The sequence below is a fragment of the Alsobacter sp. R-9 genome, from assembly GCF_054612375.1.
Genome location: NZ_JBTSWJ010000001.1, coordinates 293,457 through 312,998, shown reverse-complemented (window position 1 = coordinate 312,998; position 19,542 = coordinate 293,457). Strand labels below are relative to the sequence as shown.

Here is a 19,542-nt window from a genome sequence, read left to right as displayed (position 1 = left end):
CAGCATAAGACGTCGGCTACGCACGTCCAGACCACATAAGAGTAGCGTGCGCTAAAGGTCGCGAGACAAAAATACGCTGTCGCGATGGAAAATGGTCGCAATCCCGACGCTATTGGCGGCTTCGGGTCGCCATTATTGAGAAGTGCGGGATCTAATCCTCCTCCACACGGCACAGGCCTCTTTGTTGGGTAGCCGATCGAACACGAACAAGGGAGGACTACGACGCCAGCAGGTGGTGGTCAGACGCCTCCGCAACCGTGTCTCTTTTCGCGCACCGAGTAGCGGATGCGGATGGCAAAGTGTTTCATCCCGGTCGCGATCGCGATCTTTGGCACACACATAGGACCATTGCGGCCGGGCCGACAGCGCGGCTACGGTTCCTGGTCGCCACCATGGCGGTGCATCATCCCGCTCCCCGCTCGTCCGGCTGCTCCCCATGCCCTCCCCCGACCTCACTTCCGCCCTTCGCACCCTCGGCGCCGGCTTCGACGGCGCGGTGGAGTTGGCGCGGATGTATCGGGATCCGTCGGTCTCGCCTTCGGCGGCGCTGCTCGTCGATAGGCCGCTGCAGCCGGAGCCGGCGCCGTTCGGGACGGACCGGCTGCCGGTCGGCTGGTACCAGGCGCGGGCGGAGGCGCTGAAGGCGCGGCTGCCGGACGTGGACGCGATCCTGCTCGCCACCAAGACGAACCAGATCTACTTCACCGGCTGCTTCCGCGGCGGGGACTCGCGGCGCTCGTGGGTGCTGCTGCCGGCGCGGGAGGCCAAAGCGGCGCACTGGTTCATCCCGCGCATCGACCTCGCGCTGGTCGAGGCGTGGTGGGCGTCGAGCTGCACCACCTACTTCTGCGACCCCCACGCCGCCGACGGTTATCCCAACGAGGGGCGCCTGACACCGGGCCACCGCGTCGACCTCTTCGCCTGGATGCTCGGGCACCTGAAGGGCAAGGGCTACCGCACGGTCGGCATCGACGCGCGGCTCGCCGAGGAAGAGCAGGCAGCCGTCGCGGCGATCCTGCCGGGCGTGCGCGTCGTCCCCATCGCGGCGGACTGTCACGCGCTGCGCTGCCGCAAGACCCCGGAGGAGATCGCGCTCACCCAGCGCGTCTACCGTACCTTCGACACGCTGCACTGCTTCGCCCGCGACTACGTTCTGGCGCGCGGCACGGAGGCGACGGACTTCGAGATCGGCCTCGCCATGCGCGCCGTCGGCATCCACCTCCTGCTGCAGGACGTGCAGCGCGACGGGCGCCCCCACAGTGCCGTCGGCGTCGACGTGACGGCCCACTACGTGCGCTGCGGCCCGGCCACCGCCTACCCGCACCCCAACCAGTTCTTCTGCAACAAGGTGCAGCGCGGCGAACCGCTCTACGTCAACTCCGACATGTATCTCGGCGGCTATGGCGGCGAGTGTTACCGCAACTACCAGATCGCCCCCGTAGCGCCTTACCAGGACAGGATGTGGCAGGTGGTCGCCGAGACCGCACAGATCATCGAGGAGGGCTGCCGACCCGGCCGCGCCTGCTGCGACGTCGCGCGCGACGTGCACGCCCACCAGGTGAAGAACGGCATGGCCGACTGTATCTACCATCGCCCCGGCCACGGCATGGGCATGAACGGCGAGGGCCACCAGATGCCCTGCCTCTCGCTCGGCGACGAGACGACGATCGAGGCCGGCATGATGTTCAGCGTCGAGCCCGGCCTTTACGACACCGCCCGCGGCCTCGGCATCAACCCGAGCGACACGGTGCTGGTGACGGAGAAGGGCGGCGTCCTGATGAGCCGCGTACCCTTCAGCAAAGAGTGGAGCTATCTGACGCTGTAGAGGGAGCGGGTCGCGCACCCCCTCACGCCGACGCCCGCACCTCCCGCACGTGCTTGCAGTTGCCGCGCCAGCGGAAGCCGTCGCAGCTGCATTCGAGGTGACCCGCCCGGCCGAAGGTGACGCGGTAGACCTGCGAGGGATCACGGGTGGAGCGGAACTCGCGCACGCCCGCGTCGAGGAGATCCTGCGCGGCTTGCGATGCGGCGTCGGACGCGCCGCCACCTGCCGTGCCGCCGAGGCCCGCCTTCGCCAGCGCCTCGAGGCGCTCGCGGACGTCGCCGGCCGCGCCGTCGAGCCGGGTCTCCTGCAGCAGCGCAGGGCCGAGCGCGCGGAGTTTCGCGTAAAGATCGTCGAGGAGCGAGGCGTCGGGCGGCAGGTCGCCCTCCACCGCGCCGATGAGCGCGAGCTTCGTCTCGAGGAGCTCTGCGATGAAACCGTCGAGCGTGCCGTCGGCGAGCATGTACTCCACCGTCACGCGCTGCGTCTGCCCGAGGCGGTAGGCGCGGTCCTCCGCCTGCCGGTGGTTCGCCGGCACCCAGTCGAGGTCCTGGAAGATCACGTGCGTGCCCGCCGTCAGCGTCAGCCCGACGCCGCCCGCGACGAGGTTGCAGATCGCGACGCGGCACGCGGGATCGGTCTGGAAGCGGTCGACCGCGGCGAGCCGCTGCTCCGCCGTGTCGTCGCCGGCGACGGTGACGCAGGAGTCGCCGAACGTCTTGCGGTGCTTCGCCAGCCCCTCGCGGAAGGCGGTGAAGACGATCACCTTCTGCCCTGTCGCCAGCACGTCCTTCACGCGCTCCTCGACGGCACGGTGCTTGGCCTTGTGCAGCGCCACGCGCACCTTGGTGAGATGGGCCAGGAAGGCGGTGTCGTTCGGCCGGCTCGCGTCGCTCTCCACGAACCAGCGGGCGAAGGCGCGCTGCGCGTTGAGCGCGCTCTCGCCCTCGATGGCCACCGGCACCCAGGTGCGGATCTTGGGCGGCAGGTCGAGCACCTCTTCCTTCAGCCGGCGCAGGCTCACCTCCTTCATCAGGCGGTTGAGCTCGTCGAGGTTCGACGCGCCGTTCGTCACCCAGCCGTAGTCGTTGCGGTAGGCGGCGCAGTACCGCCTGGCGAAGCTCAGGAAGCTGCGCGCTGCAGGGTGCCCCACGCAGCGCAGCAGGTTGAAGAGGTCGCGCGGCCGGTTCGTCATCGGCGTGCCGGTGAGGAGGTAGACCTGCGAGGGCCCGATCACCGGCGCACGGGCATTGTCGGAAACGCCGAGCAGCTTCAGCACGTGCGAGGTCCGCTGCGAGGCGTTCTTGATGAAGTGCGCCTCGTCGAGGATCACGCCCGCCCAGCCGATGCCGTGCAGGCGTCCGGCGTGCGTGCGCAGGAGGTCGTAGTTGACGATCACCCAGCGCGGCGGCGCGTCGTCCGCCGGGGTCGCCGCGTCGGCCCGCGCGCCGATCACCTCGATCGTGGCGGCGGGATCCACCATGCGGATCTCGCGCCGCCAGTTCAGCTTCAGGGACGCCGGGCAGACGACGAGGATCGCCCCCGTGGGCACCGCCACCTGCATGGCGACGATGGCCTGCCGCGTCTTCCCCAGCCCCATGTCGTCGGCGAGAATGGCGCGGCCCTTCGAGATCAGGAAGGCGACGCCGTCCGCCTGGTGCGGGTAGAGCAGGCCCGGGGGAAGGCTCCGGATGGCGTCGAGATGCGGAACGGAAAAGGTCGTGTCGGTCATTCGGTTCTCTCCTCTTTAGTGCGTTGGGTGTCAGGCGAAGACCGCGCCGGGGGCACAAGCCGGAGGACAAATCCCCGGCGCGGGGGGTGAAGGGTCAGGCGTTGCCGAAGTCGCAGACGGTGCGGCACGGCGAGATGTCGTTGTTCTCGAAGTCCATCAGGAACGGCACGTCGCCGCGGTCCCGGATGCCGGCGGCGATCGCCTCCTCGACGAAGCGTCGGAAGAACGCCTGCTCGCCGTTGAAGGCGGCGTGGTAGGCGATGAGCCAGACGAGCTTCGGCTCGGTCTGGAGGTTGAGATGCCAGTCCGAAACCTCGCGGACCGCCATCTCGATCCGCAGGTCCCGGGCGAACTGCGTGCCCGGATCATCGGACAGCGGGCGCACCGCCTCGGACAGCGCATAGATGCTCATGGAAACTCTCCCTCGGTGACAAAGAACGACCGTCTCCGCGCAATCCGCGGAGGGGCTGAACCTTGTGTGGAAGAGAGCGGGAAGGGCCTGTCCGGTATTATGCCCGGGTTCGTTCCTCGATGACTCCAGAATGGCAATTTTCGCTTCAATCGTCAAGGTTTAGTCGTCTCCTGAGGAGAGTTCCGGCAGCGGCTTGCCGATCTCCCGGTGCTCGTCCGGCCGGTGTTCCGCCATCCACATCACCCACGTGTTCCAGATGGGCGCCACGTCGGCGGCGATCTCCTCGAGCAGCGGGTCAACGGTCACGGGCCAGGTGACGAGGAAGCGGTCGAACGAGCGGACGAAGGCGGTCTTGACCGCGTGCACCATGCCGCCCGCACCGTTGTGGAAGCCGAAGCGGTCGTCGAAGCGCGCGCCGCGCCGGATGCCGCGCCACAGCGCCACGCCTGCCTCGCGGTAGAGGTCCGGGTCGGCGGCCCGAAGCTCCGCGAGCATCGCCCGCGTCAGGCCACCGCCGGCCTGCCCCACGATCCGCAGCGCCTGCAGGTGCCCGACGCGCGGGTGGGCCGGAGGGCACTGGCGCAGCATGGCGGCGAGCAGGAAGCGCCAGTCGTCCACGGTGGCCGGCCGCGCCTCGGGCGCACCGTCGAACCACGCCAGCGCGTCGAAAGCGTCGCCGTGCGACATGAACATCCGCCGGAAGGCGCGGCGCCGCCACGCCTCGCGCTCCGGCTCGCGGAACACGTCGGACACGGCCTCGAGCTCGTCGCGCCAGTCGTCGTGGTCCTCGTCCATGACGGTGAGGACGGGATGATCGGGATGCAGCCGGCCGAGGCCGAGCGGACGACCGGCCATGTCAGCCCTCCCCGCGTGCATCCGCGCCGGCCGCTTCGGCGCCCGGCCCGTGCCCGGCGCCCCACAGCGCATGGCCGCGCGCCACGATGGCGTCATGCCAGGCGAGACGGTCGCGCCAAGGCCGAGGGATGGCCTCGTAGCCCCAGACGGCGCCCGCAACCTGCCCCGTCACGGCACCCACGGTGTCGGCGTCGTGGCCGAGGTTCACCGCCTTGAGCACCGCTTCCGTGAACCCGCCCGACGTGCCGACGGCCCACAGCGCCGCCTCCAGCGTGTCGACGACGTAGCCCGTGGAACGGATCGCGACCCGGCGCTTGCCGCGCCAGCCGCCGCGGGCGATGGCATTCACTTTCGGCGAGGGAACGCCGATCGCCGCCGCGGCCTCCAGCGCCGCCGACCCCGACCCGGCGATGCCGGCATGGAGCACCCGCGCCAGCACCTCGGCCGCGTCGAGGCACTCGGCAGCGGCATGGGTGACGAGCGACTGCAGTCGGGCGAGGTCGACGGCGCGGTCGAGGTCGCCGCGCGCCGCGAGCACCGCCGGGGCGAGCCGCATGATGCCGCCGTTGCCGGCGGACCGGGGATCGGTATTCCCCTCCGGCCAGCCGGTGCGCCGGAAGGCGTCGAGCGCCGACGAAGTCGCGCCGCCGATGTCGAAGCAGTGGCCCGTGACGCTGTTCTCGCCGTCACGCCACCAGCGCACGAAGCGCGCCGCGAGGTCGTGCCGGTCGAGAACCCCGCCGGTGGCGATGAGGCTGTCGGCGAGGCAGAGCGCCATCGAGGTGTCGTCGGTCCACGCGCCCGGATCGAGGCCGAAGGGTCCGCCGCCCACCATGTCCGTGACGGGGTCATAGGTGTCGCGCTCGGCAAACTCGATGGTCGTGCCCAGCGCGTCGCCCACGGCAAGCCCCACGAGCGCGCCCAGCGCGCGGTCGAGCGCCGCGTCGCGTGTCCCGACGTTGGCCCCGGCGGGGAACGCGGTCGTGGTGTTCGGGTCGTGCGTCATGCGTCCTCCTGCGGGGTTCGGGGTGTGGGATCGGGTCGTGCGGTGATGGGAAGGGGGACATCGGCCGGCAGTACTGGTGTCAGGCCCGATACCAAGTGCGGCTGACGTGCCGCTCCTTCGACCCTTCAGGCGAAGGGCTGCACCGAGCGCTCGGCCGCGTCGGCCGCCTCCTCGAAGCGCGCCAGAAGCCAGGGGTCGTTGGCCTGCGCCTTGAGGCCGCCCACCACCTCGCGCGCCCAGGCGACGTAGTCGAGGCGCCGCTGCACGGACCAGTCGTCGCCGGGGCTCTTCGCCACGGCACGCAGGTTGCTGGTCTTGTCCGCCATCTTGAGCCGCGCGGCGCGGGCGGACTTCTTCGGCGCGTGCTCCACCTGGTGGCGCTTGCGCGTCGCCTTGTCCTCGTCCTTGTCGTCGGTCACCTCCTCGACGAGGCGGGCGACGTCCTCGCCGAAATGGGCGGCGATCACGGCGCGCGGCACCTCCTGGTCCTCGATGGCGTCGTGCAGCAGCGCGGCGATGACGAGGTCGGGATCGCGCCCCTCGGTCGCCTCGGTGACGAGGGCGGCCACCTCGAGCAGGTGGTTGATGTAGGGCTCGCGCGCCGGACCCTTGCGGCGCTGGTGCACGTGCCAGCGCGCGGCGGCGTCGGCGGCCTTCAGCACGCGGATCCAGTGGTCCATGAACGTCTCCTTCTCGGTTGGATGGGATGCGGTTCGCGAGGCATGGACGGCCCCGGTTGTATTCGTCCCCGCGGGCGGGGGAGGCGGCGCCGTCGCGCGCCGCCCGTCGTGCCTGCCGGTCAGGCGTGGCCCACCGATTCCGTGGTGGGCTGCGGCAGCGAGGGGTCGGGCTGCGCGGCCTTGGCGTCGTCCTCGCGCCGGTCGTCCTCGCCGATCATGATGGCCCGGTGGGCGTAGCGGATGAAGGCGTCGCCGTGCCCCATCCATCCGGCGCGCCGCGCCAGCACCCACACCACCTCCTGCTCGATCCGCCGGATGCGCTCCGGGTGGGCCTTCTCCAGGGCGTCGATCATCCGCACGATGGCGACGGCGGACTTCAGGTCCTCGTCGCGCTGCAGATCCTCCGCCGTCTTCGTCTCGTCGGTCTTGTCGGTCTCCTCTGCCATGCTGAAGGGCGCCTCCTTCGCGCCATGCGGCCTTGCGGCGCCGCCGCCGTCTTCTCGCCTCCTGCTTCCGTCCGCCACGATGCGAGCATCGCACCGGCAGATGACAAAATCTGTCACTATGCGTCAGGCCAGTCCACTGCCTCCCACGACAGGAGGAAGCGATGCCGCATCGCGTCGAACGCGACCCCGGCTTCGGGGAAGAAGCCGATCCGCTCGACCCGGTAGCCGTACGCCTCGTGCCCGAACAGGATCGCCGCCGCCACGGCGCCGCCCCCGCCCTGCAGCTGGAGGAGACAGATCGCCCCCGCCACGTCCGGGTCGTCGCCGCGGAGCTCGGCCTCGATCCACGCCTCCTGCCACCGGCGCAGCTCGCCCGCCGTGGGGTCGGCGCCGTCCTCGAGCTCCTCGAGGCGAGCGTCATCCATGGCAGGGGCCAGGAGGTCGAGGCGCCGCGTGTCGATGGCGTCCGGAACGTCGCTCCGGCGGATGGCGAACCGGTCGACGAAGGCCTGTCCCTCGTCCCCGTCCACCAGCGACCAGAACGCGTCCGCCACTGGCTTCGGCACCGGCCGGCCGTGGCGAAGTGCGTCGACGACGAGTGCGTCCACGACTTCCCGGTCCGTCAGGTCAACCCCGGGCACGATGCGCAACATGCCGAACACCTCCGAGCATCGCACAGCAAATCTGTCGTCCGAGCGGCTGGAGCCCCGTTTCTTTGCCGGTTCGGCCGCATCCCCTTTGCGGGTGCCACCTTGCCCGGGGAGGGCAGGTTGGCGAGGGCGAAAGACCCTGCTCGCGATGCAGGATTGTTCTTAGTGCAGAACGTAGCGTTCGTCAAGACGGATTCTGCGGCCCGGAATGTCCCGGGCGTCCGTGCCTCGACCATCGCCTCTCACGCCGCCGCCAGCGACAGCTGCGCGGCCGCCAGCAGCGTCGGATCGGCCGTCGCGAGCAGCCGCTGCGCCACGCGCCGCGCATGGCGGTCGAACACACCATGGCGCTCCGCCAGGAGCGCCAGGACGGCGAGCAGCGGGTCGAGGCCTAGTGCCCGCGCCAGCGCCTCCACCTCCGGGTCGGCGGCGAGCGGACGCAGCCGCAGGAGGACGGCGGGCGGCAGCGCGCTGAGGTCGCCGGCGGCAATTCGGCCGCCCTGCGTGGCCCAGTCGATGAGATCGGGCCGGCGAAGCAGGTCCAACGCTCGCGGGTCGCGGCTCCCACGAGGCCCGGCGCTGGGAGGCGGCGGCATGCACGCGGCGGATGGCGCGATCATCTCGAAATGAGCAACCCGCGAAGGCCGCGCCGAGGGCGCTGGCATCGAGAATCGGGCCAGGTCCATCAGCGGCACCTTGCGCATCGCCGGCAGCCCCTCTTGCGCCTCCCCCGCCTCGTCGACGAGCACGAGGCTGGTGAGGTGCGTGCACAGCCCGTGCGCCGCCGCGAGCGCGCCAGCCTCCTCCTCCTCCATCAACGGCAGGGCCAGCGCGGCGCAGAAGCGCCCCACGGCATCGGCCGCCGCGGCGGTCCGCGCGCCCGGCTCGGGCACCCCGTCGTCCGCCCACGTCGCCGCCAGGGCCACGCCGGACCGGCGGGCATCGACCCGGACGGGTCGTCCGCCGTGCACCGTTCCGGTCGTCGCGGCGCCGGCGCTCCGCAGGCTCTCGAGGGCCTGCCGGATGACGGTGCCGACCTGTGCGCCCGGAGCCCAGGCGACAGTACCGCCGGTCATCGTGGCGAGGTGGTCGACGCCGGCGTCGAGGCTCCCGTCGCCCACCAGCACGGCCGAGACGCGGCAGCCCTTCGCAGCGGCGCCATGCGCCTCGGAGGCGTGGGTCTGCCCATCCGTGAGCACCGCGATGTCGCGGACGCCGGCCGCGGCCAGCGCGTCGATCGCCTGGCCGAGTTCGGTCCCGCCGGCCGGCGGCCCGAGGTGGGCGAGCAGGCCCGACACGGCCCGCGCGCCGCGTCCGGCGCCGAGGTTCTGGCAGCCGCTGTCGAACTGCCACAGCGCGATGGAGTCGGTCGGGCGAAACGTGGCGGCCGCGTCGGCCAGCCCCCGCCGCATGGCCTGCCACACCGTCTCGTCGCCCTCGCCCGCACGGCCTCCCGTGGAGCCCGAGCGGTCGAACAGCACGGCGCAGTCGAGCGCGCCGTCTCCCCGCGGCAGTGGCTGCAGCGACAGGCGCACGGTGCGGCCGAACGCATCGCGCCCCTGCCGCTCGCCGAGGCGCCCTCCCTCGAGCCGCAGCACGATGGAGCGGTCGAGCGGCACCGTCGCCTCGCCCGCCAGGGGGCCGTGGCCGTCGAGGGAGACGCGCCCGGCGTCCGTCGTCACGCGCAGCGTCGCCGCCGCGAGCGCACCGGGGCCGGTGACGAGGTCGTCCGCCGGCATCAGCGGCGAGGTGCCGTAGAGCTCGCCCACCGTCATGGGCAGGCGCAGCAGCAGGAGGTCGCCCACCGCGGCGAGCGGCATCACCGTCTCCACCGTCACCGCCGCCGTCGCGCCGGGGCCAAGCTGGCCCACCGAGAGCACGTGGACACCCTTCAGCGCCTCCTCGTGCAGGATGGCGAGCTTGCCGCGGGCCACGGCCCCCTCGTAGGTTTCACGCGCCTGCGCCTTCGCCTGCGCGGTTGCCGTCAGCATGCGCCCGTCGACCTGGGCGGAAAGCCCGGTGACCACGGCGTCGAACGGCACCGGGAAGGTGAGCACGGCCTCGACAGGCTCGCTCTCCTGGTTGCGGAACGTGCGCGTCGTGGCGATCACCGCGAGCCCGGCTTCGATCGCCACCTCCACGCGCATCGCCGACAAGGGAATCGGCCGCGACTGATCGCCGGCCAGGCCGGTGACGCCGTCGCGCAGCGTCGAAAGGGGGCGTCCGAGGGCGGAAGCGGTCATGGTTTCTCCTTCGACACGTAGGTTTCGAGCGCCCGCCGCGCATCGGCGAGCACGGCCTCCAGGTCGATCGTGCCGGGATCGACGGAGGGATCGACGCGCAGCTCCACGCCGTGCGCCTGCAGGATCGGGATGGCCTCGTCGAAGGCCATGAGCACCTTCACCGCCGCGGGCTTCATGCCAAGGCCGTGCAGCGTCATGTAGCGGCGCGCCCGGGCGAGATGCTCCTGGCCGTAGCCGTCCGCGCCGCGACCGGTCTTCGTGGCCGGAGGCAGGATTCCCTCGGCGATGAGAAAGCGGATCTGCCGCGGCGGCACACCCGCCGCATCGGCCAGTTCGGCCAGGGTCACGACGATCTCCCCGTGAACGTGACATGGAATATGTCGAGTTCCAGGAGAGGAGTCAAGAAGGCGACAGATTTTTTGTCGGGTTTATTGTGCGCCGTTCTTTCGTCACCGCCGTCTACTTCTGCCAGTATCCGAAGTGCAGGAGATAGGCCCGCTCATCGAGCATGTAGGACGGGAGGCGGCGGGCACGCTTCGCGTCCGTTTCCGACCGGTGGGGACTAGGCCGGGTTCCGCTTCCCGAACGGGGGTTCTGCGGCGACGGCACTTTCGGACGCTGCATCGTCATGGTGTCTCCCCTGCCTGAGTCTGACACGAACATGCGGGCACAGGCACGGCCATGGAGAGATCCATGACGATGCAGCTTTCACCCGCTGAACGTGCTGAGATTGCGAAGCTGACGCTTCTTCCATCTGATGGTGAACCATTCTCTCAAGGAAACACTTAAGGTTGCGCAGTGGGGCGAGGTCTCGGATCAGTACAGCGGGCGATCATCGCCATCTTCACGCAGGACCTTCATGCCGTCCGCTCGACTTCGGAACTCTGCCAAGCCGTCTACGGCGTCCCGCCCGAGAAGCGGCATCGCGTGGCAGTGCTGAGGGCCTTGCGGTCGCTCGACGGGCATCCGATCCGGCTCGAGGGGCGAATGCTGGTCTTTCGGCCCGGCCGCGTCTGCGAGCGGGCGGACGACCTCTGGTACAATTGCACTGTCCACAATCCTTCGTACGGGATCGCGCTGGGATCGGGACGGGCTCGGGCAGGCAGAGGAAGCTGACCACGCCGCTCATCTGCCTCCATCCGCCACCGCCCGCGCCGCCTCCAGCACGGCGAGATCCCGCGCCCGTCCCTTCCCGTTCGTGCTCAAGGCGATGAGCGCCTTGGCGTCGTCCCAGGTCACCCAGCGTGTCGCCTGCGTCTCCTTGCAGAACGGGCCTTGGGGCCCGACCGGGCGCATCAGGTAGTAGGTGTTGAGGCTGGTGCCGCCGGCGAACGTGCCCGGGATGGGCGCGATGATCTCGGCGTCGTAGCCCGTCTCCTCGCGCACCTCGCGCAGCGCCGCCTGTTCGGGCGTCTCGCCCGGATCGACCTTCCCCTTGGCGAAGGTCCAGACATAGCCGTCGTAGTGGCCTGCGGGCTCGCGAAGGAGCACGCAGCCCTCTCCGTCGACGAGGACGCCACCTGCGGCGGCCTTGAGGGCGGAGCCGGCGGCGGTCTGCGCGCCTGGCCCGGTCGAACCGATGACCTTGGCTCTAGGAGCCTTGGCGACAGGCCTTTCGGGGTCGCGAGACGGCAGGCCGCCGGACGCAGCGCCCTTGGATTGGAGCGTGTACAGCAGGTCCCACACGCCGTGGTAGACACCGGCACGGGCCGGCCCTTGCGTCTTAGCCACGCGGTCCTTGAAGTTCGAGTACTCGATCGCCGCCGCGAGGCGCGCCATGGCCGCCGCCACGTCCGCCTGCCGCGCCTTCACGCGGAAGCGGTAGTCGGTGTTCGTGCTTTCCTCGATAGGACCGACGGCAGGAAGGTGCTTTGCGACGAGCGCCTCGAGGTCCGACCGCACCCGCGCGCGGACCGTCAGCAGCCCCTTCGGCCCGTCGCCCGGCTTCTGCACGATGCTGAAGAACCCGATGTCCGTGATGAGCCACATGTCGCCGTTCTCCTTCTCGTCCGACCAGTTGACCGTCTCGGGCGGCCGGCGACGCCATGCATCCACCAGAAGGATGTCAAAAACGGTCATGGATACGACTCGGGCCGGAAGTCGTCGCTTGCAAGACATGCAGCCTTGCGCATCCAATGAACGACACCGGGAACACAGGCAGGACACATGAGCGTCGAGATCAAGTCCTATCGCCAGCATGTCATCAAGGCCAGGACGCAGGGAGTTGGCGCAGCGGCAGTGGTGTTGCGCTCCGGTAGAATGATTTTCCGGATCGATGCCCGGACGGTCGACGAGGCCTTCGTCATGGCCGGTGCACGGCTCGATGAGATGCTCGCAGACCGCAGGGCCGCTCGTCGATGCATCAAGGTGGGTGGCGAGGATTGCGAAGTTGGTACAATCGACGAGTTCGTCGAAATGCTCTCGACGCTCCAAACCTCAGAGGTTCAGCGCAAGATGCTGCTGGCCCACGCAAACGCAACGGATCGATCGCTGACGTCGCGTGGACTGTCCGAGGCAGTCTGGGGTCAGGGGGCGTCCCACACGAATACCAATCTCCACTACGGCACCCTCGGCAGCGCGATGGCCGCCTGGCTGGAGATCAGACTTCCTACGTACGGCACCAAAAAGGAACTCAAGACCTGTGCGATCGCCCAGCCGATTCCGGGATCGGGAGGGCCCGATTCCCCCGACTGGCTGTGGAGGATGCACGATGAACTGGCCGTCGCGATCGAAAGAACGAGTCTAAGAGCATCGTGACCCGGCAGCGGCGCCCGTTCGCTGGGGATGACCTCCGCTCACCCCGCCAGCGTCACGCTCCCTGTCGCGACGTCCTGCCAGGCGACGAAGTCAATCATCGCAAAGGCGTGGGGCGGGGGGTGGTCGCCGGGGCGGGTGCAGAAGCCGGCGCGCAGGCCGGCCTGGCGGGCGGCCAGGAGGAATTCGAGTTCTTCCTCCGTGCCGAACCCGAGGGAGGCCAGTGTCAGGCCGGCCTGCCCGTCGAAGCAGGCCACCGTCGGCAGGTTGATGACGCCGGGGATGCCCTGCGCGGCGAGGCGGGTGAGGATGCGCTCGCGCGAGCGCAACCGGTCAAGGGCGAAAACGCCGAAGTAGAGGCGCTCGCGCAACGCCGGCGGGATGGCCGGCGCCTTCGGGGCGTCGAGCCAGGCATTGGCGTCGTGTACGGGCAGGATCGCGGTGCGCAGCGCCGTCGCGGCGGGAAAGCCCGCAAGGCAGGGGCAGACGATGATGGGGCCCGCGGCCGGCACCGCACGGACGGACGGCACCTTCGCATGGATCGAGACCATGGGGGTCGGGATCGTCATGCCGCGCCGTCCTCCTCCTCTCTCGCCGCGTGGCGATCCGTCGCCCCGCCATCCCAAGCTTCTCGGCGAGCGCCGCGTGGCGACCACCCCGCCCCTCTTCCCTATCGGCTCCCTCCCGGCCGTCGCCGGAGTTCCACCCTGCCACCGTCACCGTCGCAGCCAGCGCAGCCGTCCGGCATGGCATCGGGGCTGTCGGCCGACCTGCACGCGGTGGCATCCGCTGGAAGCCGCCCTGCCCCGCTTTACCCAAACTTACCCCGCGCCGCCAGTCGTGCTTGTTTGTCGGTGGCGGCCGCCGGCGCAGCGTGTCGCACGAACGAAACGACAGGGAGGAGAGCGTGCCGGTCTTTCGCAGCGAGGACGCGCCGCCGGGCTGGTGCGAGCTGGAGCGGTTCCACATCCTCGACCTCGGCGCGGGCGGTGCGCAGGCCTGCCGCCGCGAGACGCCGCGCGAGCGCGTCATGGGCACCGCCGGCACCTGCCGCATCCGCTTCGAGGGCGGCTCGACGCTGCTCAAGGAAGGACAGTTCGTCGACGTCGAGCGCCTGCCGGGCACGGCCTTGACGCTCGAGGGCTGCACGCCCGACGCGCAGGCGGTGCGGCTGTGCGGCCGCTGGGGCGAGGACATCGCCGGCTGCGGGCTCTTCCGCGTGCAGGACCAGGAGAACCCCACCGACAAGGGTGACCCGGTCCCCTACCCCAAGACGACGCGCATCGACAGCCACTACCACGATTGCGACGAGTACTGGATCCTCCTCGAGGGCGAGGCGACGGTGGTCGTGGGCAGCCATCACATGGCCATGCGCCCGGGCGATTGCGTGAGCATCGGCATGGGCCACCACCACGACATGCCGCACGCGCCCTTGCCGGTGAAGGCGGTGTTCTTCGAGACGACGCTGGAGGGCCTCAAGCGGGTCGGGCACCTCTGGAACCACACCCACGGCCCGGCGGTCCCGCATCCGGAACGAGTCTGACCCATGACGAAGAAAGTGATCCATGTCGGCGTCGGCACCTTCGGGCGCCGCTGGTGCACGGAGTTCCTGGCCACCAACATCGCCGACCGCACCATCGAGGTGGTCGCGCTCGTCGACGTGAACCCGCAGGCGCTGGAATTCGGCCGCAACGCGCTGAAGCTGCCGGCCTCAGCCTGCTACACCGATCCGGAGGCGGCCTTCGCTGCCCACAAGGCGGACTTCTGCACCATTGTCGTGCCGCCGAACTTCCACGAGGCCATCGTCGACGTCGCCATCCGCCACGGCGTCGACATCCTCTGCGAGAAGCCGATCGCCGACACGATGGAGGCCTCCGCCCGCATCGCCCGCAAGGTGCAGGATGCGGGCCGCAAGATGGCGGTGACGATGAGCCACCGCTTCGACCAGGACAAGACGACGCTGCGCCAGATCATCCGGTCCGGCCAGCTCGGCCGGGTAAACTCTGTGAGCTGCCGCTACGCCGCCGACCTGCGCGAGCACATGGCGTGGGGCGCACTCTTCCGCCACACGATGCAGGACCCGCTGATGATCGAGGGCGCGGTGCACCACCTCGATCTCGTGGCAGACTTCGCCGGCGCACAATGCGCCACCCTCACCGCCTCCACGTGGAAGCCGGACTGGGCGAAGTACGCCGGCGACACCGACGGCGTCGTGATGATGACGTTCCTCAACGGTGCGCGCGGCGTCTACGAGGGCTCGTCGAGCGCCGCCGTCGGCCTGAACGACTGGACGAAGGAGTACGTCCGGGTTGACTGCGAATTCGGAACCGCCATCCTCAACAACCGCGAGATCGAGATCTTCAGCCGCAGCGACCTCGTGCGGCAGCGCTGCCGCGAAGGCCAGGGCCAGAAGATCCAGCTGATCACGCAGCCCAAGTGGCTGAACACGTGGCTGATCGAGAAGTTCTGCAAGTGGCTCGACGGGGGCCCGGAGATGGAGACGAATGTCGCCGCCAACCTCCACGCCGCCGCCCTCATCTTCGCCGGGATCGAGAGCGCGCGCTCGGGGCGCACGGTCGATGTCCAGGAGTACATCCGCGCCCACCAGTGAGGCGAAGGCTGGCGGCGGCCGGGCTCCCGCCGGCTCCCGCCCGGTCCGGCAGCGGCCGGCGTGGCTGACGAACCGGCCGTCCTTCCTCGTGGGGGCGGCCATCGGCACCGGCATCGCGGCGAAGTCCGCCATCCGCGGCGGCGCCGACTTCCTCATCGCGCTCAGCGCCGGCCGCATGCGCAACATGGGCGAGCCCTCGATCGCCGCCATGCTGCCGATGCACGCCAGCAACGACTTCGTTCTCGGCTTCGCCACCACGGAGATCCTGCCGCGCGCGTCGGTTCCCGTGTTCTTCGGCGCGTCCTGCTTCGACCCGCGGGAGGACCTAGACGCGCTGCTCGACCGCATCGGCGAGGCGGGCTTCTCCGGCGTCGCCAACTTCCCGAGCGCCGTCCTCATCGACGGCGCCTTCCGCGGCTTCCTCGAGGCGAGCGGCATCGGCTTCGCGCGCGAGCTGGACCTGCTGGAGCGTGCCGGACGCCGGAGCATGGCCACCCTCGCCTATACCCATACGGCCGAGGAGGCCGCCGCGGCGGCGAGGCGCGGCGTCGACATCGTCAATATCGACCTCGGCTGGAACACCGGCGGCGTGCTCGGCGTCGAGACGAGCCTGAGGGTCGAGGAGGCGGCCTTCACCGCCGCCACGGTCGCCAAGGCCGTGAGGAGTGCCTCGCCTGGCACGCTCTGCGTGGTCGAGGGCGGGCCCATCGTCAGTCCGCGACAGCTCGAAGATCTCTGCATGGTGGCCGAGGTGGACGGCTATGTCGGCGGATCCACCATCGACCGCGTGCCCTCCGAAAGCGCAATCGAGGCGGTGACCGCGACCTTCAAGGCCATCGGCGCGCTGCAGCAGGGCCAGGCCTCGGCGCGGCGGCTGGATCGCCGCACGTTCCCGCACAGCCTGTGGGGGCATTCCCCGGCCGTGGAGAACGCCCGTACCCTCTTTGCCCGGCTGGCCTCCACCGAGCACCCGGTCCTGATCGCGGGTGAGCCGGGCTCGGGGCGCCGGGAAATCGCTCGCGCCCTGCACACGCTGAGCGCGCGACGGGGGCGCGACGTGGTGACCGTCGATTGTGCCGGGGCCCCCGCCGAGCGGCTGGCGCTGGACCTCTTCGGCTGCATGGCCGGCGCGGCGCCGGGGGTCACGCGCACGCGCATCGGCTGGCTCGAGATCGCCCGCGGGTCGACGCTGGTGCTCGACCGCGTGGAGAAGCTGCCGCTGGAGACGCAGCGCATGCTCGTCGCGGCGGTGGACTCCGGCCGCTACTGGCGGCGCGGGGGAGAAGAAGCGTTGGCGCTCGACGTCCGCGTCATCGCCATCGCCGACAGGCCGCTGCGCGATCCCGGCAACGCGGACCTCGACCCGCGTTTCGCCGAGTGGATCGGCTGTTTCACCATCCCTGTCCCGCCGCTGCGGCAGCGGGCGCAGGACCTGCCCTCGCTCATCGAGGAGGCGCTCGCCTCCGCGGCGGAGCGGGGTGGCGGGGAGCGCAAGGCGCTGGAGCCGAGCGTCTTCCGCCTGCTCTGCGACTACGATTGGCCGGGCAACGTCCGCCAGCTCAACGCCGTCCTGGAACGCGCCCACGTCGCCTGCCCCGGCGCCGTCATCGGCGTCGAGCATCTGCCGGAACTCGAGGCCTCTCGCCGGCCGGACACCGCCCTCACGGGTGTCTCCGAGAAGGCGTGGATCCTCGACGCCCTGAAGCACAACCGCTTCCGGCGGGGGCGCACGGCCGACTACCTCGGCATCTCGCGCAAGACTCTCTACAACAAGATGAAGGCGTTGGGCCTCCTCAGGTCCTAGAGGCGGGCCTTCACTGCCTTCTCCAGCGCCAGGATGCCGGCGGCGAACGTGTCGCGCCCGACCTGCTGCTTGATGCGCGCCTCGTCCTGCGGGCCGACGTCGAACTCCGCCATCCACTCCACGAAGGTGCGGTTGCCCTCGGTGACCGGCTTCACCCCGAAGGTGGCGACGTAATTCTCGATCGGCATCGGCGAGACGATGATGTTGTAGGTGAAACGCCGCTCGAGGTCGCTGAACGACAGGAGACGCTCGCGCAGGTGGCCGCCGTTCGACAGCTTGAAGTTGCGGACGCAGCCCACCTGGTCGCTCGGCCGCCCGTCCTCGATGTGGCTTTCGGCGATGAGCGGATGCCACTCGCCATGGCCGTTGAAGTCGCGGGCATAGGCCCACACCGCGTCGACCGGCGCGTCGATGATGCCGCTCACATAGACCCTGGCCATGTCGTCTCCTCCGTTGCGTCGCGGGTCTCAGGCGTGAGCCCGCTGGATCGCCTTGAAGCTGCGCGTCTGCGCCGTCAGCGCCACCTCGGAGGGCAGCCGCTCCATGCTGCTGGCGCCATAGAAGCCATGGCAGAGCGGGCAGCGCGACAGGATGAAACGCGCGTCGTCCGGCTCGGCGATGGGACCGCCATGGCACAGCACGATGACGTCGGGGCGCACCGCATGCGCCGCGGCGGCCATGGCATTGATCGGCTCGATGCAGTCGTCGAGCGAGAAGGACGTCTCCGCTCCGATGATCCCGCCCCGGGTCAGGCCCATGTGGGCGACGACGATGTCGGCGCCCGCGAGCGCCATCTTGCGCGCCTCCTCGGGCGTGAAGACGTAGGGCGTGGTCAGCATGTCCTTCGCATGGGCGAGGCGCACGAGGTCGACCTCGAGGTCGTAGCCCATGCCGGTCTCCTCGAGGTTGGCGCGAAAGAGGCCGTCGATGAGACCGACCGTCGGAAAGTTCTGGATGCCCGCGAAGCCCAGCGTCTTCAACCGGTCGAGGAAGCTGTCGAAGTGGCAGAACGGGTCGGTCCCGTTCACGCCGGCGAGCACCGGCGTGCGCTTGACGACCGGCAGCACCTCCGATGCCATGTCGAGCACGATCTGGTTGGCGTTGCCGTAGGCCAGCAACCCGGCGAGCGAGCCCCGGCCCGCCATGCGGTAGCGACCCGAATTGTAGATGACGATGAGGTCGATCCCGCCGGCCTCCTCGCACTTGGCCGAGAGACCCGTGCCGGCGCCTCCGCCTATGATGGGCACGCCGTCGCGGATCATCTGGTGGAAGCGGGCGACGAGGGCGGAACGATCGAAATGCATGGTCAGGCCTCCGCGAAAACCGCGTTGAGGTGGTGGACGACGGCCCCGGCGAAGCCGGGTTCGTTGATGGCGTGGGGCACCCGCACGAGGTGCCGGCGGGGGCCCGGCACGAAGTGCGTCTCCAGTGCCGAGAACAGCGCTGCATCCGCCTGCGGGTCGTAGAAGGGCTGGCCGGGGACGTCGAGCAGCGAGACGCCGCCCTCTGGAACGAGGAACCGCACCGGCCCCTCGCAGCGGTTGAGTCGCTCGGCGATCCATGCGCCCATGCGCCGGTTCTCGTCCGGCGTCGTGCGCATCAGCGTCACCTGCGGGTTGTGGCGGTAGAACAGCCGGTCGCGGTAACGCTCCGGCACCGTCTCCGGTGCGCCGAAGTTGACCATGTCGAGCGCGCCGCAGGAGCCGACATAGGGCACTTGCGACCGGGCGATGGCGCCGAAGCGGTCCTCCGTGCAGGGCATGACGCCGCCCATCAGGTGGTCGCAGACCTCCGTCGTCGTCAGATCGAGCACGGCGGAGAGGAGCCCGGAATCAGCGAGCTTCTCCATCGACTGCCCGCCGGTGCCGGTGGCATGGAAGACGAGGCAGTCGAAGCGGTCCTGCAGCGCCTCCGTCACCTGCCGCACGCAAGGCGTGGTGACGCCGAACATCGTCAACCCGATGGCGGGCCGGTCGTCCGCGGGCGGCACCTGTTCCCGTCCGGCGAGGCGCGCACGGGCCATGCCGGCGACGGCGTTTGCGGCGTTGGCGAGCACCACCCGGGCGATTCGGTTGACGCCCGCGAGGTCGGTGACCGAGTACATCATCGCGATGTCGCTCGGCCCCACATAGGGGGCGACGTGGCCCGACGCGACCGTGGAGACGATCAGCTTCGGAGTGCCCACGGGCAGCTCGCGAAGCCCCTGCGCCACCATGGCCGTGCCGCCCGATCCGCCGATGCCAAGCGCCCCCACGATCTCGTCGCGTCGCCCTTCGACCCAGCGGGCGAAGGCGACGCCCATCGCCGCGACGGCGGACCCCCGGTCTCCCGTGAACACGGCGCCCTCGCCGCCGGGATGGCTCGCCGCGACGGCAGCGGCCGGCACGTCGACGGGCTCGCCATGCGGCGTCGTGGAGAGGTCGACGATCACCGCCGGCAGACCCTCGCCGACGAGGATCCGCTTCAGGAAGGCGAGCTCCGCCCCCTTGGTATCGGCGGTCCCGGCGACGAGGATCATCGGCATGGC

The 19,542-nt window shown here is 70.2% G+C and carries 19 protein-coding genes and 1 riboswitch; of the genes, 5 read left to right on the top strand and 14 right to left on the bottom strand.

Annotation, left to right across the window (positions count from 1 at the left end; all coding sequences use genetic code 11):
* The first annotated feature begins 436 nt into the window (after window positions 1–436).
* Window positions 437–1,825, top strand: a complete 1,389-nt coding sequence (locus tag ACX9GQ_RS01510) for a M24 family metallopeptidase (RefSeq protein ID WP_459627759.1) — start codon at window positions 437–439, stop codon at window positions 1,823–1,825.
* Window positions 1,826–1,847: 22 nt separating this feature from the next.
* Here the strand turns inward: ACX9GQ_RS01510 and ACX9GQ_RS01505 are convergent, their stop codons facing one another.
* From ACX9GQ_RS01505 to ACX9GQ_RS01460, 10 genes are all read right to left on the bottom strand, one after another.
* A complete protein-coding gene (locus ACX9GQ_RS01505; protein WP_459627758.1) occupies window positions 1,848–3,554 on the bottom strand; it encodes a DEAD/DEAH box helicase in 1,707 nt (568 codons plus the stop codon).
* Between the two features lie 94 nt (window positions 3,555–3,648).
* The gene (locus ACX9GQ_RS01500) at window positions 3,649–3,966 is read right to left on the bottom strand and encodes a hypothetical protein (protein ID WP_459627757.1); all 318 of its coding nucleotides are present in this window, start codon (window positions 3,964–3,966) and stop codon (window positions 3,649–3,651) included.
* A 159-nt stretch (window positions 3,967–4,125) separates the two neighbouring features.
* Window positions 4,126–4,821: a hypothetical protein gene (locus ACX9GQ_RS01495; protein ID WP_459627756.1), complete on the bottom strand. Its 696-nt coding sequence runs from the start codon at window positions 4,819–4,821 to the stop codon at window positions 4,126–4,128.
* A gap of 1 nt (window position 4,822) precedes the next feature.
* Window positions 4,823–5,827 (bottom strand): ADP-ribosylglycohydrolase family protein, encoded by a 1,005-nt coding sequence (locus tag ACX9GQ_RS01490; protein ID WP_459627755.1) that lies wholly within the window; start codon window positions 5,825–5,827, stop codon window positions 4,823–4,825.
* A gap of 125 nt (window positions 5,828–5,952) precedes the next feature.
* Complete coding sequence (locus tag ACX9GQ_RS01485) at window positions 5,953–6,507, bottom strand: HD domain-containing protein (protein WP_459627754.1); 555 nt, start codon at window positions 6,505–6,507, stop codon at window positions 5,953–5,955.
* Window positions 6,508–6,626: 119 nt separating this feature from the next.
* Complete coding sequence (locus ACX9GQ_RS01480) at window positions 6,627–6,953, bottom strand: hypothetical protein (RefSeq protein WP_459627753.1); 327 nt, start codon at window positions 6,951–6,953, stop codon at window positions 6,627–6,629.
* A gap of 116 nt (window positions 6,954–7,069) precedes the next feature.
* The gene (locus ACX9GQ_RS01475; protein ID WP_459627752.1) at window positions 7,070–7,606 is read right to left on the bottom strand and encodes a hypothetical protein; all 537 of its coding nucleotides are present in this window, start codon (window positions 7,604–7,606) and stop codon (window positions 7,070–7,072) included.
* Window positions 7,607–7,654: 48 nt separating this feature from the next.
* A riboswitch (SAM-I-IV-variant riboswitch) is annotated at window positions 7,655–7,760 on the bottom strand.
* Window positions 7,761–7,845: 85 nt separating this feature from the next.
* Complete coding sequence (locus ACX9GQ_RS01470; RefSeq protein WP_459627751.1) at window positions 7,846–9,846, bottom strand: VIT domain-containing protein; 2,001 nt, start codon at window positions 9,844–9,846, stop codon at window positions 7,846–7,848.
* The gene (locus ACX9GQ_RS01465; RefSeq protein ID WP_459627750.1) at window positions 9,843–10,193 is read right to left on the bottom strand and encodes a helix-turn-helix domain-containing protein; all 351 of its coding nucleotides are present in this window, start codon (window positions 10,191–10,193) and stop codon (window positions 9,843–9,845) included. The genes ACX9GQ_RS01470 and ACX9GQ_RS01465 overlap by 4 nt, the downstream gene beginning before the upstream one ends.
* A gap of 778 nt (window positions 10,194–10,971) precedes the next feature.
* Window positions 10,972–11,925, bottom strand: a complete 954-nt coding sequence (locus ACX9GQ_RS01460) for an NUDIX hydrolase (RefSeq protein ID WP_459627749.1) — start codon at window positions 11,923–11,925, stop codon at window positions 10,972–10,974.
* Between the two features lie 87 nt (window positions 11,926–12,012).
* Between ACX9GQ_RS01460 and ACX9GQ_RS01455 the strand changes: the two genes are divergently transcribed.
* Complete coding sequence (locus tag ACX9GQ_RS01455; RefSeq protein ID WP_459627748.1) at window positions 12,013–12,603, top strand: hypothetical protein; 591 nt, start codon at window positions 12,013–12,015, stop codon at window positions 12,601–12,603.
* A 38-nt stretch (window positions 12,604–12,641) separates the two neighbouring features.
* On the opposite strand, the gene ACX9GQ_RS01450 is transcribed toward ACX9GQ_RS01455, so the two are convergent.
* Window positions 12,642–13,169 (bottom strand): phosphoenolpyruvate hydrolase family protein, encoded by a 528-nt coding sequence (locus ACX9GQ_RS01450; RefSeq protein ID WP_459627747.1) that lies wholly within the window; start codon window positions 13,167–13,169, stop codon window positions 12,642–12,644.
* A 338-nt stretch (window positions 13,170–13,507) separates the two neighbouring features.
* On the opposite strand from ACX9GQ_RS01450, the gene ACX9GQ_RS01445 reads away from it, so the two are divergent.
* From ACX9GQ_RS01445 to ACX9GQ_RS01435, 3 genes are read left to right on the top strand one after another with little or no spacing between them, the layout of a single operon-like run.
* Window positions 13,508–14,143, top strand: coding sequence for a cupin domain-containing protein (locus ACX9GQ_RS01445; RefSeq protein ID WP_459627746.1), 636 nt, complete (start codon window positions 13,508–13,510; stop codon window positions 14,141–14,143).
* A gap of 3 nt (window positions 14,144–14,146) precedes the next feature.
* A complete protein-coding gene (locus ACX9GQ_RS01440; protein WP_459627745.1) occupies window positions 14,147–15,211 on the top strand; it encodes a Gfo/Idh/MocA family protein in 1,065 nt (354 codons plus the stop codon).
* Window positions 15,180–17,015 carry a phosphoenolpyruvate hydrolase family protein gene (locus tag ACX9GQ_RS01435; RefSeq protein ID WP_459627744.1) on the top strand — a complete coding sequence of 612 codons (1,836 nt, stop codon included), beginning with the start codon at window positions 15,180–15,182 and terminating at the stop codon, window positions 17,013–17,015. The genes ACX9GQ_RS01440 and ACX9GQ_RS01435 overlap by 32 nt, the downstream gene beginning before the upstream one ends.
* Here the strand turns inward: ACX9GQ_RS01435 and ACX9GQ_RS01430 are convergent.
* The 3 genes from ACX9GQ_RS01430 to ACX9GQ_RS01420 are packed head-to-tail and all read right to left on the bottom strand — an operon-like array spanning window position 17,012 to window position 19,539.
* Window positions 17,012–17,455 (bottom strand): SRPBCC family protein, encoded by a 444-nt coding sequence (locus ACX9GQ_RS01430; protein WP_459627743.1) that lies wholly within the window; start codon window positions 17,453–17,455, stop codon window positions 17,012–17,014. The two genes, ACX9GQ_RS01435 and ACX9GQ_RS01430, sit on opposite strands and share 4 nt — an antisense overlap.
* Window positions 17,456–17,482: 27 nt before the next feature.
* Complete coding sequence (locus ACX9GQ_RS01425) at window positions 17,483–18,319, bottom strand: phosphoenolpyruvate hydrolase family protein (RefSeq protein WP_459627742.1); 837 nt, start codon at window positions 18,317–18,319, stop codon at window positions 17,483–17,485.
* 2 nt (window positions 18,320–18,321) lie between these two features.
* Window positions 18,322–19,539, bottom strand: a complete 1,218-nt coding sequence (locus ACX9GQ_RS01420) for a Tm-1-like ATP-binding domain-containing protein (RefSeq protein WP_459627741.1) — start codon at window positions 19,537–19,539, stop codon at window positions 18,322–18,324.
* Window positions 19,540–19,542 lie beyond the last annotated feature (3 nt).

What these genes read in the sequence shown, in the direction of transcription:
- ACX9GQ_RS01510 (WP_459627759.1), top strand. Translation starts at nt 437, where the DNA reads ATGCCCTCCCCCGACCTCACTTCCGCCCTTCGCACCCTCGGCGCCGGC.
- ACX9GQ_RS01505 (WP_459627758.1), bottom strand. Translation starts at nt 3,554, where the DNA reads ATGACCGACACGACCTTTTCCGTTCCGCATCTCGACGCCATCCGGAGC.
- ACX9GQ_RS01500 (WP_459627757.1), bottom strand. Translation starts at nt 3,966, where the DNA reads ATGAGCATCTATGCGCTGTCCGAGGCGGTGCGCCCGCTGTCCGATGAT.
- ACX9GQ_RS01495 (WP_459627756.1), bottom strand. Translation starts at nt 4,821, where the DNA reads ATGGCCGGTCGTCCGCTCGGCCTCGGCCGGCTGCATCCCGATCATCCC.
- ACX9GQ_RS01490 (WP_459627755.1), bottom strand. Translation starts at nt 5,827, where the DNA reads ATGACGCACGACCCGAACACCACGACCGCGTTCCCCGCCGGGGCCAAC.
- ACX9GQ_RS01485 (WP_459627754.1), bottom strand. Translation starts at nt 6,507, where the DNA reads ATGGACCACTGGATCCGCGTGCTGAAGGCCGCCGACGCCGCCGCGCGC.
- ACX9GQ_RS01480 (WP_459627753.1), bottom strand. Translation starts at nt 6,953, where the DNA reads ATGGCAGAGGAGACCGACAAGACCGACGAGACGAAGACGGCGGAGGAT.
- ACX9GQ_RS01475 (WP_459627752.1), bottom strand. Translation starts at nt 7,606, where the DNA reads ATGTTGCGCATCGTGCCCGGGGTTGACCTGACGGACCGGGAAGTCGTG.
- ACX9GQ_RS01470 (WP_459627751.1), bottom strand. Translation starts at nt 9,846, where the DNA reads ATGACCGCTTCCGCCCTCGGACGCCCCCTTTCGACGCTGCGCGACGGC.
- ACX9GQ_RS01460 (WP_459627749.1), bottom strand. Translation starts at nt 11,925, where the DNA reads ATGACCGTTTTTGACATCCTTCTGGTGGATGCATGGCGTCGCCGGCCG.
- ACX9GQ_RS01455 (WP_459627748.1), top strand. Translation starts at nt 12,013, where the DNA reads ATGAGCGTCGAGATCAAGTCCTATCGCCAGCATGTCATCAAGGCCAGG.
- ACX9GQ_RS01450 (WP_459627747.1), bottom strand. Translation starts at nt 13,169, where the DNA reads ATGACGATCCCGACCCCCATGGTCTCGATCCATGCGAAGGTGCCGTCC.
- ACX9GQ_RS01440 (WP_459627745.1), top strand. Translation starts at nt 14,147, where the DNA reads ATGACGAAGAAAGTGATCCATGTCGGCGTCGGCACCTTCGGGCGCCGC.
- ACX9GQ_RS01435 (WP_459627744.1), top strand. Translation starts at nt 15,180, where the DNA reads ATGTCCAGGAGTACATCCGCGCCCACCAGTGAGGCGAAGGCTGGCGGC.
- ACX9GQ_RS01430 (WP_459627743.1), bottom strand. Translation starts at nt 17,455, where the DNA reads ATGGCCAGGGTCTATGTGAGCGGCATCATCGACGCGCCGGTCGACGCG.
- ACX9GQ_RS01425 (WP_459627742.1), bottom strand. Translation starts at nt 18,319, where the DNA reads ATGCATTTCGATCGTTCCGCCCTCGTCGCCCGCTTCCACCAGATGATC.
- ACX9GQ_RS01420 (WP_459627741.1), bottom strand. Translation starts at nt 19,539, where the DNA reads ATGCCGATGATCCTCGTCGCCGGGACCGCCGATACCAAGGGGGCGGAG.